14 protein-coding genes are annotated in these 16826 nt (G+C 43.9%); 5 read left to right on the forward strand and 9 right to left on the reverse strand.

Annotated elements, in window-relative coordinates:
• Positions 1-55: 55 nt before the first annotated feature.
• The 4 genes from AC27IJ_RS24170 to AC27IJ_RS24185 form a co-directional block, all read right to left on the reverse strand.
• Positions 56-2572 carry a cation-translocating P-type ATPase gene (locus tag AC27IJ_RS24170; protein WP_487151128.1) on the reverse strand — a complete coding sequence of 839 codons (2517 nt, stop codon included), beginning with the start codon at positions 2570-2572 and terminating at the stop codon, positions 56-58.
• A 201-nt stretch (positions 2573-2773) separates the two neighbouring features.
• Entirely contained in the window at positions 2774-3487 is a 714-nt protein-coding gene (locus AC27IJ_RS24175) for a DUF1232 domain-containing protein (protein WP_487151130.1), read from the reverse strand.
• A 67-nt stretch (positions 3488-3554) separates the two neighbouring features.
• Entirely contained in the window at positions 3555-5987 is a 2433-nt protein-coding gene (locus AC27IJ_RS24180) for an HAD-IC family P-type ATPase (protein ID WP_487151132.1), read from the reverse strand.
• Positions 5988-6182: 195 nt separating this feature from the next.
• Positions 6183-6713: a GNAT family N-acetyltransferase gene (locus tag AC27IJ_RS24185; RefSeq protein WP_312502555.1), complete on the reverse strand. Its 531-nt coding sequence runs from the start codon at positions 6711-6713 to the stop codon at positions 6183-6185.
• Between the two features lie 387 nt (positions 6714-7100).
• Here AC27IJ_RS24185 and AC27IJ_RS24190 point away from each other — a divergent pair, with 387 nt between their 5' ends.
• A complete protein-coding gene (locus AC27IJ_RS24190) occupies positions 7101-8261 on the forward strand; it encodes a tyrosine-protein phosphatase (protein ID WP_487151134.1) in 1161 nt (386 codons plus the stop codon).
• Positions 8262-8420: 159 nt separating this feature from the next.
• Here the strand turns inward: AC27IJ_RS24190 and AC27IJ_RS24195 are convergent, their stop codons facing one another.
• From AC27IJ_RS24195 to AC27IJ_RS24215, 5 genes are read right to left on the reverse strand one after another with little or no spacing between them, the layout of a single operon-like run.
• Positions 8421-9518 carry an ABC transporter substrate-binding protein gene (locus AC27IJ_RS24195; protein WP_313256690.1) on the reverse strand — a complete coding sequence of 366 codons (1098 nt, stop codon included), beginning with the start codon at positions 9516-9518 and terminating at the stop codon, positions 8421-8423.
• A gap of 12 nt (positions 9519-9530) precedes the next feature.
• A complete protein-coding gene (locus AC27IJ_RS24200) occupies positions 9531-10322 on the reverse strand; it encodes an ABC transporter permease (RefSeq protein WP_312441267.1) in 792 nt (263 codons plus the stop codon).
• The gene (locus AC27IJ_RS24205) at positions 10322-11134 is read right to left on the reverse strand and encodes an ABC transporter permease (protein ID WP_312441268.1); all 813 of its coding nucleotides are present in this window, start codon (positions 11132-11134) and stop codon (positions 10322-10324) included. The genes AC27IJ_RS24200 and AC27IJ_RS24205 overlap by 1 nt, the downstream gene beginning before the upstream one ends.
• A complete protein-coding gene (locus AC27IJ_RS24210) occupies positions 11127-12203 on the reverse strand; it encodes an ABC transporter ATP-binding protein (RefSeq protein WP_312441269.1) in 1077 nt (358 codons plus the stop codon). The genes AC27IJ_RS24205 and AC27IJ_RS24210 overlap by 8 nt, the downstream gene beginning before the upstream one ends.
• A gap of 17 nt (positions 12204-12220) precedes the next feature.
• Positions 12221-12754, reverse strand: a complete 534-nt coding sequence (locus AC27IJ_RS24215; RefSeq protein ID WP_312441270.1) for a helix-turn-helix domain-containing protein — start codon at positions 12752-12754, stop codon at positions 12221-12223.
• Between the two features lie 315 nt (positions 12755-13069).
• On the opposite strand from AC27IJ_RS24215, the gene AC27IJ_RS24220 reads away from it, so the two are divergent.
• The 4 genes from AC27IJ_RS24220 to AC27IJ_RS24235 all read left to right on the forward strand — a co-directional run bounded on the left by AC27IJ_RS24220 (position 13070) and on the right by AC27IJ_RS24235 (position 16776).
• A complete protein-coding gene (locus AC27IJ_RS24220) occupies positions 13070-14125 on the forward strand; it encodes a lactonase family protein (RefSeq protein ID WP_312441430.1) in 1056 nt (351 codons plus the stop codon).
• Between the two features lie 66 nt (positions 14126-14191).
• Positions 14192-15322, forward strand: a complete 1131-nt coding sequence (aroC, locus tag AC27IJ_RS24225) for a chorismate synthase (RefSeq protein ID WP_312441271.1) — start codon at positions 14192-14194, stop codon at positions 15320-15322.
• A gap of 121 nt (positions 15323-15443) precedes the next feature.
• On the forward strand, positions 15444-15887 hold the full coding sequence (rpiB, locus tag AC27IJ_RS24230) for a ribose 5-phosphate isomerase B (RefSeq protein WP_312502549.1): 444 nt from the start codon (positions 15444-15446) through the stop codon (positions 15885-15887).
• A 25-nt stretch (positions 15888-15912) separates the two neighbouring features.
• The gene (locus AC27IJ_RS24235) at positions 15913-16776 is read left to right on the forward strand and encodes an NAD(P)-dependent oxidoreductase (RefSeq protein WP_312502547.1); all 864 of its coding nucleotides are present in this window, start codon (positions 15913-15915) and stop codon (positions 16774-16776) included.
• The last annotated feature ends 50 nt before the right edge of the window (positions 16777-16826 follow it).

Below are 16826 nucleotides of genomic sequence, written 5' to 3' on the forward strand. Positions count from 1 at the left end.
GAAGTACATAAACATATGCCATCTTAAGTTAAACTGCTAAAACCTGCACAATATTTTACGGTACGATCGATTTACAGGTAAAAACCTTGCTTTTCAATTGATTCAACCCTACTTTTGCCAGATCAAGCAGACAGATAAAGGCTACAGTAACTCCTGTGAGAACCGTAAAATCTGTTAATGGTAAAGGCACAAAACCCATTAATCCCGCAGTGAAAGGGGTATATACAAGCGCGATGGAAACAGCGATAAATAGTGCAATCGTGCCTAATAACAAGCGGGAAGGTTTTGCTCCCTGCCAGAAAAAGTGTTTTTTGCTCCTCACAGAAATAATAATCAGAAGCTGGGTGAAGTTATAAAACAAAAATAGCGTGGTTTGTGTCAAAGGTGTCGATTCAGTACCGGTAAACAGGAAGAACAATAAATAATAAACAGCTGTAAAAATACCCAGTCCTAAAGAAGTATTGATCAATGACTTAACCTGACTGGCAGCCTGGGGCTTACGTACTTCATCCGGATCCACGCTGTCAGAAAACACGGTCATTAAAGGCATATCCTGAATGATATTACCAATCAGGAGCTGAATTGCCAGCATTGGTATATCTGCAGCAAAAAACACATAAAAGAATATCATGGAGAAGAAGTTGCCTAAGTTACCGATCATGGCATGTTTAATATATTTATTGATATTTACAAAAATGCTTCGGCCGTATTGAATCCCATCTAAAATCACGCCCAGATCATCTTCCAGCAAAACAATGTCCGCACAATCCTTCGCCACATCGGTCGCGTTATGGACTGCGATTGATACATCCGCCAGTTTAAGCGAAGGTGCATCATTAACGCCATCCCCTTGATAACCCACTACATGATGCTTCTTAAGACGTTTGACAATATTATATTTTTGCTCCGGTGTAACCCTTGCAAAAACAGAGCATTCTTTTAATGCTGTCTCAAATTGCATATCTGTCATTCTTTCAAGATCATCGCCTGCGTAGATTTTATCGCCATCATTTGTAAGTCCCAGTTCTTTGCTGACATATTCTGCTATTTCTATGCTGTCACCTGTTAAGATTTTTACGTCCACTCCCAGCTGCTTTGCTTTGTCTATTGTCGATTTTGCCGTTTGACGAAGAGGATCAAGCAATTCAGCAAAGCCCAGGAATTCCAAATCTTTTTCGTCCTTCAAAATGTCATAATCCGGACCATAATTAATTTCTTTGTAAGCAATGGCTAATTGGCGCAAACCTTTTTTTCCGGATTCTGCTGCTAACTGTTTGTATGGCAGGTTTTTCGTATGCTTTGAAAGCTCAATAAGAGTTTCAGGTGCACCGACAACTATTAAATATGATTTGCCATCCTCTGGATTCCGAACAATCACTCTCCTTCTTCTTGCAGCAGGATCAAAGGGAAGGTTTTGAAGTTGTATCCAAAACGCTGCCTGTCTCATAATTTCTCTCGGTACATATTGTAAGAACGCCCGGTCAAAAGAATTGATATATTTTTTGTTTTCTGCTTGTAAATCTTCAATAGAAACATAGGCGAATGATTGAAACAGCATTACATCTTCTGATACCACATTGGAGACAGTAAGGTAATCCTCGGTCAGGGTACCGGTTTTATCCGTACAAAGAAGATTGATCCTGCCCATGCCTTCAATAGCCGTCAGCTTTTTCACTATTACTTTTTGTTTCGCCAGCTGCAAAGCACCGTAGGAAAGATTGATTGTGGTGATCATTGGCAGTGCTTCCGGCACTACTGTCATAGCTAAGGCGACAGCGAAAATCAATACTTCTCCAAAATCATTGACATTGTGTATGGTAAAAGCCTTGATTGTCACCATAAGAACAATTGTAGCAGCAATCATACGCAGCAAAGAAATACTGAATTCCGTAAGGGATTTCTGATAAGGTGTTACTTTCTTTGTATCATTGGATAACTGTGCGATTTTCCCCAGCTCACTCTGATTGCCTGTGGCAAAAACAACGCATTTACAATGTCCTCTTTCAATTACACTGCCGGTGAAAAGCAGGCTGTCATTTGCATCTATGGGATTGTTTCCCTTGCTTACAGGGACTGATTCACCAGTTAGTTGAGATTCATTTACTGAAAGGTTGTAAGACTCTATAATTTTTAAATCTGCTGGAACTACATCCCCTCCTCGCAATATAACTATATCTTCAGGTACAAGCTGGCTGGCATCTATAACAACCTGCTCATTATTCCTGATTGCTAAAACTTTGCGCTCAATTAATCGTGAAAGCTGTTCAACTGCCTTACTTGAACGATATTCCTGAATAAAGCTTAAAAACGAGTTCAAAAGAACAATAACCATGATTACAACAGCATCCGAATATTCCCCCATGAAAACCGAAAGGCCGGCCGCAGACATTAGTATAAAACTTAATGGATTGATAAATTGCCTGCAAAAAATTGTAAAGCCATTTATTTTTTCTTTTTTAAAGGTATTTTCACCGAATTGATCCAACTTTGCCTTGACCTGTATGGAAGACAGGCCGGTTTGAGAAAAGTTCTCATGAGGCGCTCCCATTGCAGGGGCATTGATTTGCTCCATTTTACAACACTCCTTATGCTTTTATATCAACACTATATTCTTTTTGCGCAACAATGTTACTGTCAAACAAAAGTGATTGAATAAATAGCAACAACGGTTGCGATTACAGCACGTAATGTTGCAAAACCGGAACACTGGGATAAACAGAATGCATTAGATATAAAAAAGGCCGGTATAAAAATACCGGCCAAACTGAAATAACTATATCGTAATATTGAAATCATTGGAAAGACGGTCTACCGTCATGGAAACCGCGATTGCATCATCTAAATAACCGATAGGAAAAACATAATCAGGTATAACATCAGGAGTAAGTATTAAGTAGAGCAATGTGCTGCCAATCACAGGCTGAACGCTTGAATCAATATCATCTGAGCAAAACAATTCATAAAGCTTTTTTAATTGTTCAATAATGATACCCTCTCCATTCAATTCCTTAATCTTAGAATAAAAGCCAGAATGTATTACTTCTTTTCCTGCTTCTGTCTTTGCGTACTGCTCACATTTTTTTAATTCTTTTTGCATATCAATAATAACATCATCTAATTCAATGCCATTGGATTTCAGTATATCTTGAATTATCCTGATGATAAATTCTGAATTTGAAGATGTATTCATGTTGACTTCGACACCAACAGCCTGTAATAATTGTTCAATAGGTATATCTAAACATTTGGAAAATTGTTGCAGGTGATGTATGTTTGCAGACTGTTTTCCACTTATTATTCTTGATATACTAGATGTGCAAATTCCGCTCAGTGTACTTAATTTCCGTAAAGAGAGGGATTGTAACGTAACAGCTGCATTTATAATAGCTCCTAATTGTGAGGCACCATCATCTGGTATGCCATTAAATTCCGGATATTCTTTGATACATATTCCCCCTCGTTTATTTGATGCTATATCTATATTCACTGCGAGAGAAAATAATGGCTAATAATAAGATTTTACCATGCATTGCTGCTGCTTTCACCTGCATATCTTATTCACGGGCACTCCTCTTTAGCCAGCCGGCAGCTTTTAATATATGAAATGCCTCAACCGCCTTATGGCAGACATTACCCAGAAAGCTATGAACATGATAGCTGAAATACACAAGCGGCATATAAAAAAATACGTTCCGGCTAAACAAACTGGATAACATAAACAAATTGCCCAAAAGTGCGAAGCATAGGATAAAGCTGCAAATTAGTCCAATCAACAGCCATTGAATGCGCTGCGTATACGGTTTTGCTAACTGTGCCAGCTGGTAAAATCCCATTACCCCTATTAGGAAGACGACCATAGTTGAAGATTCCGTTGTGGGGATATGAAAGAGAATGCTCGCTAATTGTATATAAAGTGAATTAAAAACAACTGTTATTGCAGCAGGAATTGTGTGTTCTAAAATATTAGTAAGCAGCTTTCCCTCTGGTCGGGAGTAATTTGCCTGCAGTGCCAAAAAGAATGACGGTATGCCAATCGTAAGTTCATTAATCGGCATCATTTGCAGCGGCGCAATCGGATAGGGATATGGAATAAAAATATAAATCATGGTGAGCAAAACAGAGTAAACTGTCTTTAAAAGAAAAATCGCTGCAACTTTTTCAATGTTGTTGATAACCCTTCGCCCTTCCTTTAAAACGTCAATCATGACACTGAAATCGTCAGTTATTAACACGAAATCAGAGGCGGAGCGGGCAGCATCGCTTCCGCCGACCATTGCAACGCTGCAATCGGCTTCGCGCATTGCCAGAATATCGTTTACGCCGTCTCCGGTCATACATGCTGTATGGCCATTTTTCTTCAAGCCACGGATTAGCTCACGCTTTTGCTGCGGTGTCACATGGCCGAATATGGTATATTCTTCGGCGATAGCTGCGTAGTCAGCTTCATTTTCCACCAGGCTCATATCAATGATATTTTCTGATCCTGAGATTCCAGCCTTCTCTGCAACCGCTCGGACTGTACGGGGATTATCGCCGGAAATCACTTTAAGAATCACACCTTCCTGTGAGAAATACCGGAAAGTCTCATTAGCATTCTCCCGCAGATGGTCAGAAAGAATCAAAAGAGCTAAGCAGCTTAGCTCCTCTGGCAGATTCTCTTCCGCGATAGATAGAGGAGAGTATGCAAGGCACAATACTCTGAATCCCAAGGCGGCTTTTGCATTGGCCTGTTCTAAAAAGTCTTTATTACTGCCCCTAAATACGATATTTGGCGCACCAACGATATAGCTGCCTTTTTCTTTAAAGGTAGCACCGCTCCACTTGCGCTCCGAGGAGAAAGGTAAAACCATGTCAGCGGCCCAATTTTCAGTTTTTTCAAATGCTTTGGTCAATGCGGCGGCTGTTGCATTTTTATCTTCCAACGTCCCCATTAGTTCAGATATGACTAATTCAACCTCTTTTTCAGAAACATCGGAATATAGTTCCAACCTTTCAAACTGTAGTGATCCGTCTGTTATGGTTCCTGTTTTATCCAAACACAGCACATCCGTACGGGCTAAAGTTTCTATACTGTGTAACTCCTGAACAAGCGCCTTTCTTTTTGCCAGTTTAAGCGCTCCAACAGTCATAGTGACACCAGTTAATAAGATAAGCCCTGCCGGTATCATGCCCAATACAGATGCTGACGAACCAAGAACGGCGGTCTCTAACGTATCTCCAAGCAAAAAATATTTCATATAGAATAACGTGGTACCCAGCGGCAGTATTACAATAGTCAAAATCATGATAATGCGGTTTAAAGTACGCAGAAGTGGTGGGACCTGCTTTTTGCTTTTTTTGGCCTCAACGGTCAGAGAGTGAGCATAACTGTTTTCCCCTATGGCAATTATTTGAGCATAACCATGTCCACTTGTCACATAACTGCCTGATAGAAGAGTATCGCCCTTTGATTTTTGAATTCTGTCTGCCTCTCCGGTCAGAAGGGATTCATCTACTTCAAGCCGTTCCGAAGAAACAACCATGGCATCTGCACAAACCTGGTTACCGATAGCCAGTATCACAATATCGTCGAGTACAATCTCATCTTGTGCCACTGTATACTCAGCTCCATCCCGGATTACGGTTACATGTGCCTTGGCTAATATAGATAATTTATCTAATCCGCGTTTTGCCCTCAATTCTTGAAAAATACCCATACACGTATTGCTTACGGCGATTCCAAGAAAAAGTATATTTTCCAGATGTCCGACAATTACCAGAATTACCGCCAGGAAAACATTGATGAAGTTGAATAGTGTAAAAATATTCTTTGATATAATGCTGGAGGTTGTCGGGGTCAGACCCGTTCTCTGTACATTCACAGCCCCTGCATCTATACGGTTACGGACTTGTTCTGCAGTTAGTCCTATACTGATATCAGGATTGCAGCGCTTTAAAGATTTGTAAGTTTTATTTATTAACAACCCTTTGCCTTTTCTATCTTTCATAAGATGATCACCATTACAATTAATATATAATTCCGTCGTTAACTGGTCCATAAGTCTTCCAAATAGGTTTCCCGTTTTTTCAGCGAGTTAAACAAATGTTCCTTTCCCGTTGTATATTATAGTCAATGGTAGGCAAATAAATAAGGCCGGCTGAATTTAATCATTCAGCCGGCTCAGACTGCTCTGAAACTAATATCACTGGTACCATTCTGATCTCAATATAGCGTATTCGAAAGTATCCAGCCATAAAGGTTCACCATTGATGTCGGTTTTAAAATAAATATTTTGCAAAAGCAAGCCCTCCCGTCTCATATGTAAGCGTTCAAGCAGCTTCCAGGAATGGTCATTCTTTGGGTTACACATGGCTATGATGCGCCTTGCCCCTAAATGTGTAAAGGCATGGTCAAGGAGAGCCTTAGCGCTCTCTGTGGCATAGCCCTGGCCCTGGTACTTCCTGTTAAACACATATCCTAACTCCCAAGTATTAAAGTCCTCTTTGCCCAGATACAGGTTCCCTATTAATTTTTCGGTTCCTTTCAGGCAGACCGCATAGAAAGAATCATCATTTGATCTCCTGGCTACTTCTTCTTTGGCCTGAGCTTCTGAATAAATATCATATGGTTCAAATGCAACGGTTTCCTTGTCAGACAAGTATTCATGCATATCCTGCCAATCGCTTTGTTCAAATTTTCTAATGATCAGTCTGTCTGTAACGATGTTTTCCACTTTGATCCCCTTTTCTTTCTTTAAAACCAGCCATTATATATATATAATAATTATAGCATATCCGCAAATATATATGAGGATTATCAACATGAAATGAAGTCAAAGCTTTATTAAAAAAAGAGCAAAAATTTTCGCTCTTTTCAGAGCAGTCTTAGACAAAATAGTTATTTTGTCTAATTCTCTCATCTAGCCATAATTTTATATTATTTCAGATAAATTGCAATGGTTTTTATTCGATGAATATGACAGCAGCACCACATTTATTGGGGGATACATACCGGCATAAACAACGGGAAGACTGATGCGTAATTATACTTAACATCATGCTTGTTCTGTGGTATTCTTGATGTGTGAGGTTTATAAAATATAATATATGGAGGCGTTTTAATGAAAAGGAGAAATTGTGTTTCGATTGGCTTATTTATTGCTGTATTCTTAAGTGGTGCTCAGCCTGTTTACACCATGGCTTATGAAAATGCAGGTGTAATACAAGAGTCGCAGAATCAGTTGTCCGTTAAGGTTTCAAAAGTGCATGAGAAGTATGGCAATGTATATATCGGCATTAAAAACCCCGATTTTCTAAAATTATTCCAATATGGCGACATCGTGGATGTAACAATTGGAGGACAGTTATTAGAGGTTCCGGTATGTTCCTCCTATAGTGATGTGGACAGTAAGAAGGTTGTAATCGTTGCATCGTCAGCTGAGGATAAAGTGAATGAGGATATCATATTGGCAATAAATCTCGGCAGCTTTGCAGATACATACGGGACGGCTGTTAATGATAATGTAACGATCACCCTTTCAAAAAAGGGCGGATACTTAGATGAATACGAAATACGTCAACTAAAACGTACGAACAACAGAGATGACTATATCAGTGATGAGGTGTTTGCCAATTTCCGTGAAGTAACTTATGGCAGTATAGCTCCAGGTAGGCTATACAGGTCATCAAACCCGATAAATCCGGAAATTGGAAGAAACCAATACGCTATGCGGCTTACGGAGGCTGCGGGAGTTAAGGTCATATTTAATCTTTCAGAAACAGCCGAAGAGGTGGCCGCTCATTTAGGAACCGATGCCAACGGTAATCTAGCATATTACAAGGGACTGAATGATATCGGTAATGTGTACGCACTGGGTATGGGACTTGATTCGCAATCGGAAGATTTCAAACAGAAACTTGCAGTTGTTTTGCGGGAAATGGGCGAAAAGAAAGGTCCTTACCTTATCCACTGTGTAGAGGGAAAAGACAGGACCGGTTTCGTTGCCGCATTGCTTGAAGCCCTAATGAGTGCGAAATATTGGGAGATTAAAGTTGACTATATGGATAGTTTCGTGAATTTCTTCCATGTGCCTGTCGCACCCGGTCAATATGACCGGATTGGGAACAATAACATCCTGGAGAGCATGAGGCAGATGGCTGGTATTCCCAAGGGAAGCAGTCTTAAAGGGGTAGATTTGTCCAAAGCAGCAGAGAGTTATATCAAGTCAATAGGTTTAACTGACGATGAAATAGAAAAACTCAGAGTCAATCTTTCTAACTGAGGCAGACGAACAGACTGGCTTTCATGAGAGCACAAATGGCAGGTGAGTAAAGGGTATCGTACATGTCTCTGTGAGACACCCTTTAAGCATCTGCCTTTTGTGTTAATTTATAATCATGCGGTAATATGATGTCTCGTGCCTTTTAATGCTTGAGACCATTTAATTGGATTTTACTTCTTTCCAGGCTTCATTGTAACGGGAATCCACTTCATCCCCCAGATACTTATACACTTCGCTGCTCTTTAAAGAGTCCACGTCCGGGAAAACGGCTTTGTTGTTCTGCAATTCCGGATCAAGTAAATCAAAGGCACCTTTATTTGGAGTAGGATAGGTGATGTATTCAAAATTCTTTTTGGCAATATCAGGGCGGCAGAGGAAGTTGATCCATTTCTCTGCGTTTTCCTTGTTAGGCGCATTGGCAGGAATGACCCAGGAATCCAGCCAGAGGTTGGTTCCTTCCTCAGGGATCACGTATTCTAAGGAGTAGTCAAGACCAAGGTCCTTTACTTCATTCTGGATGTAGAGCATTTCTCCGGAATAAATGACGCCTAGTGCAGCCTCGCCGCCGATCATTTTATCCCTGACCTGGTCGATGACATAAGCCTGAACCAGAGGCTTTTGCTTGATCAGCAGTTCCTTTGCTTCCTTGATCTCTTCCTCATTGGTGGTGTTGGCGGAATAGCCAAGGGATTTTAATGCCACCATAAAGGCATCCCTCACGCTGTCCTGCATGAGGATATTGTCCTTAAACTTTTCATCCCATAGGTCGGACCATTTGGTCGGAACGTCTTTCGGATCTACCATGCTGGTGTTATAAAGTATTCCTACGGTTCCCCAGCAGTATGGAACGGAGTATTTGTTTTCCGGGTCAAAGCTCTTTGACATCTCCTGATATCTGGGATCAATCTCTTTTACATCTGGAACATTGTCAAAATTGATCTCCGCTAAAAGATTGTTTTCGATCATTTTCTGAATCATATAATCGGAAGGGCACACCGCGTCATATTTTACGCCTCCTGCCTCGATGACAGGATACATCTCTTCGTTGGTTTCAAACATGTCGTAAACGACTTTGATTCCGGTTTCTTTTTCAAATTCCTGGATAACGGATTCGTCAATGTATTCCCCCCAGTTGTATACGTAAACCTCTCCAGCGCTTCCTGACTTGGGGGCGGATTTTCCGCAGCCGCTTAAAAGGGAGAGGGAAAGAGCACACAGGGAGCCGACTGTCATGATCTTAGATAAAGTTTTTTTCATGTATTTGTTCTCCTATTGTTTTTTACGCTTTGGTGCAAAGTTGGTGATGAGAAGCAGCACCAGCACCGTGATAAAGATGATGCTTGACAGCGCGTACATGGAGGGCTTGATCCCCCGGCGCACTTCGCTGTAAATTAAGGTAGAAAGAGTATTGATGCCGGCTCCCCTGGTAAAGTGCGTGATGATAAAATCATCTAAGGACATGGTGAATGCAAGGAGGAAACCGGAAAGCACGCCCGGAAGGATATCCGGGAACACGACCTTGAAAAATGCGGAGACTGATGTGGCTCCCAAGTCCATGGCGGCTTCATAGGTGCTTTTATCTGTCTGCTTTAACTTAGGCATGACGCTTAAAATGACATACGGTATGTTAAAGGTAATATGTGAAATCAAAATGGTCTGAAAGCCCAGGGAAAACCCAAAGGCGATAAATGCCAGCATAAGAGAGATTCCTGTAACAATATCCGCGTTCAGCATGGGTATATTGGTAATACCCATGAGAAGGGACCGGGGGACCCGTTTCATGCTGTTAATGGCAATTGCTGCCGCGGTGCCTATAATGACCGCAATCAGGGAAGACAGGAATGCGATCAGCAGCGTATTGTAAAGGGCTGTCATAATGGTGCTGCTTGAGAACAGCTCGGTATACCATCTGGTGGTAAAGCCGCCCCACTGGGTACGGGATTTGGAGCTGTTAAAGGAGAGCACTGCCATGGTGGCAATAGGGGCATATAAAAACACCAGAATGATCACCAGGTAAAAATCCTGAATGAAACGTTTAATAAATCCAGTTTTTCTGTTCATCAGAATGCCGTGCCCTCCCCGTTCTCATCATATTTGGCAATAAGTGCCATGCTGATCAGAATAAAAATCATTAGAACCAGGGAAAGGCCGGAGCCTAAATTCCAGTTGCTTCCCTTGGTAAACTCCTGCTCGATCACATTGCCGATCAGAAGAATCTTGCTTCCTCCCAAAAGGTTTGAGATAACGAATGTGGTAAGAGCCGGAACGAATACCATGGTGATTCCGCTCACAATGCCGGGAATGCTTAAGGGAAACAGGATACGGAACAAAACCTGAACCGTGTTGGCTCCCAAGTCCCTGGCAGCGTTTATCACGTTGTCGTCAATTTTCATCAGTACATTGTAAATTGGAAGAACCATAAACGGCAGAAAATTGTAAACCATGCCGAGGATAATGGCTCCCGATGTATTGATCAGATTCTGGTTGGGCAGATGGAGCGCGTTCAGCATTCCGTTTATGACGCCGTTCTTTTCCAGCAAAGTCTGCCATGCCAGGGTCCGAAGAAGGAAATTCATCCACATGGGAAGGATGAAGATAAAAACGATAAAGCTTCCCTGACCCATTCCCCTGGAACGCAGAACCATGGCCAGAGGATAAGCAAGGATCAGGCATAAGACCGTGCTGATAAAGGAAAGCCCAAGAGAGAGCCAAAGGGCTTTCGCATGCTCCGGCGTTGCTATGGAGAGGACGTTTGCCAGGGTAAAGGCCCCGGACCGGTCCGTCAGTCCGTAGAATACAATCAGCGCCAGAGGGATCAGGATGAAGCCGATCATCCACATGATATATGGGCCGGATAATAATTTTTTACTCATTGATTCCTACAGCCTCCTCATCCTCAGAAGCCGGTTTGTTCATGATCTGAATGTCGAAGGGGTCAACGTGGATGCCCACCTTCTGTCCGACCGGGAACATATCCGTGCTGTGCACCAGCCATTCAAAGCCATCAGGCGAGGTCACTTCCATCTCATAGTGGACGCCCTTGAAAATCAAATGGGTCACAGTGCCTGTCAGGGCGCTTTCCTCCGGAGCCACCAGGTCGATATCCTCCGGGCGGATGACCACGTCAACCGGGGCATTGGTTCCAAAGCCCTTATCCACGCAGACGAATCTGGCATGAAAGATCTCCACCAGCTCATCCCGGACCATAATTCCGGGTACAATGTTGCTTTCTCCGATAAAGTCAGCTACAAAGGCATTTTCCGGTTCATTGTAGATGTTTTCCGGAGAGCCCATCTGCTGGATATAACCCTGGTTCATGACAACGATCGTGTCTGACATGGTCAGGGCTTCCTCCTGGTCATGGGTAACGTAAATAAAGGTGATGCCCAGCTCATTTTTCAGACGGATCAGCTCATACTGCATATCCTGGCGAAGCTTTAAATCCAAAGCTCCCAGAGGCTCGTCAAGGAGAAGGACCCTTGGCTCGTTTACGATTGCCCTGGCAATGGCGATCCGCTGCTGCTGGCCGCCGCTTAAGGAGCTTACCGTGCGGTTTTCAAAGCCGTCTAAGTTGACCAGCTTTAAGGCATATTTAATCTTATCCTGTATATAAGCTTTTGGTTTATTTTTTATTTTCAGGCCAAAGGCAATGTTTTCCGCAATGGACATATGGTTAAACAACGCGTATTTCTGGAAAACTGTGTTCAGCTGCCGCTTATTGGGAGGCAGGTTTGTGATGTCCTGCCCATCAAAAATCACCTGTCCCTGGTCAGGACTTTCAAATCCCCCGATGATTCGAAGGGTTGTGGTCTTACCGCAGCCGCTGGGTCCTAGCAGAGTAACAAACGCGTTCTCCTTTACCGAGAGGTTTAAATCATCCAGTACCATGGTACCGTCAAAGCTTTTTGTAATATTCCGTAAATTAATTAATGGCTGACCCATGACCCTTTATCCTCCTGTCAAAAGCTTGGCGGGGAGCTTACCCAGATGAGAGTAGCGCCGGCCTTGCTGCTTAAGTAATGTTTTTTATCTGATACAAAGTAAAAGGATTCCCCTTTTTTAGTTTTGTATGTTTTGTTTCCTATATGAATGGAAATATTACCCTGTAGCACATAGCCGAACTCCTCTCCTTCGTGGGGATTGTCGGGATAGGTTTCTCCGCCGGCCTCCAGGGTGAGAAGGATCGGCTCCATCATGTTTTTCTGCGCATTGGGAATGATCCATTTGACATCATTTTTAAGCTCTATATCGTGTTTTTCAAAGTAATCGGATTTTCCGAATACGATCTGTTCTTCCGGGCTTTCATTGAAGAACTCACCGACAGAGGTCCCAAGGCATTGCAATATATCCAAAAGGGTAGCAATGGAGGGGGATGTCAAGTCCCTTTCCAGCTGGGAGATGAACCCCTTTGACAACTCTGCCCGGTCAGCCAGTTCTTCCTGGGTTAGCCCCTTTAAGACCCGAAGCTCCTTTAGTTTTGCACCGATATCCATATGCTCCTCCTTTTTGCTAATGATAAGCTGAAAGTTTACCTATACTAACTGACGATAGATATAACTAAAAAGTTTAGTAATGATAAACAGGCAGCAAGATACATTATACTGTTTTTTCAATGTATGTCAATAGTTTTTAAGGAAGTTTTTCCTTAACAAACAAGGAAATTTATGATATGATAGTTTTAGGTTATACAAGGAAGTTCGATTCGCCGAAAAGCTTGTCGAACGGCTGATTTTTTGGATTCGGGCGGCACCTGGAATTGCTTCAATTCAGAGAGTTATGCCAAGGAATATATCAGGAGGAAATGTATGATGAAAGGCAAGTATATGGCTTATGTAGGTTCTTATTCCTACAACGGACAGGCTAAGGGGATCACCGTATACGATGTTGATGTGAAAGAGGGCCGTTTTATTCCAAGATGCGAGGTGGAAGTTGATAATTCTTCTTATGTGATCGCTTCTAATGATGGAAAGACGCTGTACTCCATCGCAGACGAAGGGGTCGTATCCTTCCGCATTCATGAGAATGGGGCGATTACAAGGCTTAATTCAGCCAATATAAAGGGAATGAGGGGCTGCCATCTGTCTACCGATGCAGAGGACAAGTATATCTTTGTATCAGGATACCATGATGGAAAGTCCACCGTGCTGCGGCTGAATAAGGACGGTTCTGTAGGAGAGATCGTGACCGGAGTATTCCATAAGGGCCTTGGCAGCGTGGCGGAGAGAAACTTCCGTCCCCATGTGAGCTGTACCAGGAGAACTCCTGACGGAAAATTTATCATGGTGGCTGATTTGGGAATTGACCAGGTTAAGATTTACCGTTTTAACGAGAATGATGAGGAGATGATTCTTGTGGATGCCCTGCACTGCGAGCTGGAATCTGCTCCAAGATGCTTCCGCTTCAGCTCTGACGGAAGGTTTTTCTATCTCATTTCCGAGTTAAAGAATGTGATCGATGTGTTCACCTATGAAACAGGGGAGCGCCAGCCAAAGATTGAGAAGATACAGACAGTTTCAACAACCGGACCCAAGCACAGCCAGCTTACTTCGGCATGCTCCATGCGCATATCCATTGATGAAAAGTATTTATTCTGCGGCAATGCCGGGGACAATTCTGTTTCGGTTTACAAGCGGGACAAGGACACAGGGCTTTTAGAAGCCTTATGCTGTCTTCCCATAAGCGGCAGTTATCCCAAGGATATCTGCATTTTCCCGGATGATAAGCACATTGCTTCCATCAACCATGAGACAGGCAGTATCACATTCTTTACGGTTGATTATACGAAGGGGCTTCTGGTCATGAACGGCAAGGAAATCAGGGTCAATGAGCCAAACAGCTGCGTGATCGTAAAAGTTAGCAATTAAGACACCTTACAGGCATACCTCTATGCTCAAAATACTTGGGCAAATGAGAGGAGAGGAGAGACATACATGGCAGGATCAACACTGGGGACAATATGGAAGGTGACAACCTGGGGGGAATCTCACGGAAAGGCCATCGGCGTAGTGTTAGACGGCTGTCCGGCGGGACTTAAACTGGAAGAGGCGGATATCCAGGAATACTTAGACAGGAGAAAGCCGGGCCAGAGCAAATTTACCACAAAGCGCCAGGAGGCCGATCAGGTGGAGATCCTGTCCGGAGTTTTTGAGGGAAAAACAACGGGAACGCCCATTTCCATGGTGATATGGAATACGGACCAGCGCTCCAGGGATTACGGAAACATAATGGAAGTTTACCGTCCTGGCCATGCGGATTTTACCTTTGATGAAAAATATGGGATCAGGGATTACCGGGGCGGCGGCCGTTCCTCCGGTAGGGAGACCATTGGGAGGGTGGCAGCCGGCGCTGTTGCCGCCTGTTTTTTAAAGAGTCTGGGAATTACCGTGACCGCTTACACCAGGTCCGTCGGGCCTTATGAGGTAAAGGCAGAGCATTTCAACATAAAAGAGCGGGACAATAACAGCCTTTATATGCCTGATAAGGAAACAGCGGCCCTTGCTTCCGAATACTTGGAAGAGATGATGGGAAAACTGGATTCTGTGGGAGGCGTGGTGGAATGCGTCATTGACGGTGTTCCGGCCGGAATCGGCGATCCGGTATTTGAAAAATATGATGCGGCTCTTGCAAAGGCGGTCATGTCCATCGGAGCGGTCAAGGGCTTTGAGATCGGAGACGGCTTTGGAGCAGCCCGTGCCCTGGGATCCCGGAATAATGATGGTTTTTGTAAGGATCCGGGGAAGGGTGTGGAAAAGACCACCAACCATGCAGGAGGAATCCTTGGAGGGATCAGCGATGGTTCCCAGGTGGTTCTGCGTGCAGCATTTAAGCCCACCCCGTCTGTGGCACAGCCCCAGAAGACTGTGACGCGTCTGGGAGAGGAAACCGAGATCCAGATCAAGGGGCGTCATGACCCCATTGTTGTTCCGCGGGCAGTGGTGGTGGTGGAAGCCATGACAGCGCTTACCACCGCAGATTTATTGCTTGCAAACATGGCCTCCAGAATGGACAGGATTCTTGCATTTTACGGCCGGCAGGCGGCCGGGGTAGGTGAAGAAGCTTAGAAACTTGATAAAATCCGGCATTTATGATATGTTAAGTGCCGGATATATTTTACGCGGGCAATGAGCCGGACAAATATGCCTGCATGTTTGCCGGCAATGACAGAATGACAGGAGAATGACGATGAAGATTGCAATGGGAAATGACCATACGGCCATAGAAATGAAGAATTACATCAAGGAGTTTGTAGAGAGTAAAGGATATGAGGTGATCGACTTTGGAACCAATTCCACTGAAAGCTGTGATTATCCGGAATATGGCGAAAAGGTAGGACGCGCCGTTGCAGACGGAGAAGCTGATCTTGGAATCGCCATCTGCGGAACAGGAGTGGGAATCTCCCTTGCCTGCAACAAGGTCAGAGGGATCCGGGCCTGTGTCTGCAGCGAACCCTATACTGCAAAGCTTTCCAGAATGCACAATGATTCCAATGTGCTCTGTTTTGGGGCCCGTGTCATTGGCGTGGAAATGGCAAAGATGATCACGGAAGAATGGCTGGATGCCAAGTACGAGGGCGGAAGGCACCAGCGTCGTGTGGATATGGTAATGGATATCGAAAAAAGAAACTAGAAAAATTACGAAAGGGGGGGAACATATGAAGAAGATTGGATTTATTGGAATTGGAATTATGGGAAAGTCCATGGTACGCAATTTGATGAAGGCCGGATATGAAGTGGCGGTATACTCTAGAACCAGAAGCAAGGCAGAGGATGTCATTTCAGAGGGAGCCATTTGGTGTGAGGATGTGAGAACCTGTTCTAAAGGCAGGGATGCGGTCATCACCATCGTAGGTTATCCTCAGGATGTGGAAGAGGTTTATTTCGGGGAAAACGGGATCATTGCAAACGCGGACAAGGGAACCTGTGTGATTGACATGACTACTACAAGCCCCAAGCTTGCTGTGCGGATCTATGAGGAAGCAAAAAAGGCAGGGCTAAAGGCCTTAGATGCCCCGGTGACAGGGGGAGATACCGGCGCAAGGGAAGGAACCCTCACCATACTTGCAGGGGGAGACAGGGACACCTATGATCTTAGCCTCCCTGTTTTTGAGGCAATGGGAAAGGCTATCCAATATGAGGGAAAGGCCGGAAACGGCCAGCACACCAAAATGTGCAACCAGATTGCCATAGCAGGGGCCATCTCAGGTGTCTGCGAGGCAATGGTTTATGCAAAGGCCAATGGACTTGACGTAGGGACCATGGTGGATTCCATCGCTACCGGAGCGGCCGGAAGCGCCCAGTTAAATGCAATGGCTCCCAGGATCCTTTCCGGGGACTTTGCCCCAGGGTTCTTTATCAAGCATTTTATCAAGGATATGAAGCTTGCAGCCGAGGAGGCGAAGGATGCCGGTGTGCAGCTTGGGGTGCTTGATCACGTACTTTCCATGTATGAAACCATGGCTGCATCCGGTCATGAAGACGAGGGAACACAGGCTTTGGTCAAATATTACCAGTGGTAAGAGACATATAAAAACGCAGGCGGAAAAGCAGCTCCGGCCTGCGTTTTTTT

The sequence above is a fragment of the Lacrimispora sp. YZC11 genome (assembly GCF_057543815.1).

Coding starts and splice junctions, on each gene's coding strand:
- AC27IJ_RS24215 (WP_312441270.1), bottom strand. CDS start 12,754: ATGGATATCGGTGCAAAACTAAAGGAGCTTCGGGTCTTAAAGGGGCTA.
- AC27IJ_RS24190 (WP_487151134.1), top strand. CDS start 7,101: ATGAAAAGGAGAAATTGTGTTTCGATTGGCTTATTTATTGCTGTATTC.
- AC27IJ_RS24220 (WP_312441430.1), top strand. CDS start 13,070: ATGAAAGGCAAGTATATGGCTTATGTAGGTTCTTATTCCTACAACGGA.
- AC27IJ_RS24200 (WP_312441267.1), bottom strand. CDS start 10,322: ATGAACAGAAAAACTGGATTTATTAAACGTTTCATTCAGGATTTTTAC.
- AC27IJ_RS24180 (WP_487151132.1), bottom strand. CDS start 5,987: ATGAAAGATAGAAAAGGCAAAGGGTTGTTAATAAATAAAACTTACAAA.
- AC27IJ_RS24195 (WP_313256690.1), bottom strand. CDS start 9,518: ATGAAAAAAACTTTATCTAAGATCATGACAGTCGGCTCCCTGTGTGCT.
- AC27IJ_RS24210 (WP_312441269.1), bottom strand. CDS start 12,203: ATGGGTCAGCCATTAATTAATTTACGGAATATTACAAAAAGCTTTGAC.
- AC27IJ_RS24170 (WP_487151128.1), bottom strand. CDS start 2,572: ATGGAGCAAATCAATGCCCCTGCAATGGGAGCGCCTCATGAGAACTTT.
- AC27IJ_RS24205 (WP_312441268.1), bottom strand. CDS start 11,134: ATGAGTAAAAAATTATTATCCGGCCCATATATCATGTGGATGATCGGC.
- rpiB (WP_312502549.1), top strand. CDS start 15,444: ATGAAGATTGCAATGGGAAATGACCATACGGCCATAGAAATGAAGAAT.
- aroC (WP_312441271.1), top strand. CDS start 14,192: ATGGCAGGATCAACACTGGGGACAATATGGAAGGTGACAACCTGGGGG.
- AC27IJ_RS24235 (WP_312502547.1), top strand. CDS start 15,913: ATGAAGAAGATTGGATTTATTGGAATTGGAATTATGGGAAAGTCCATG.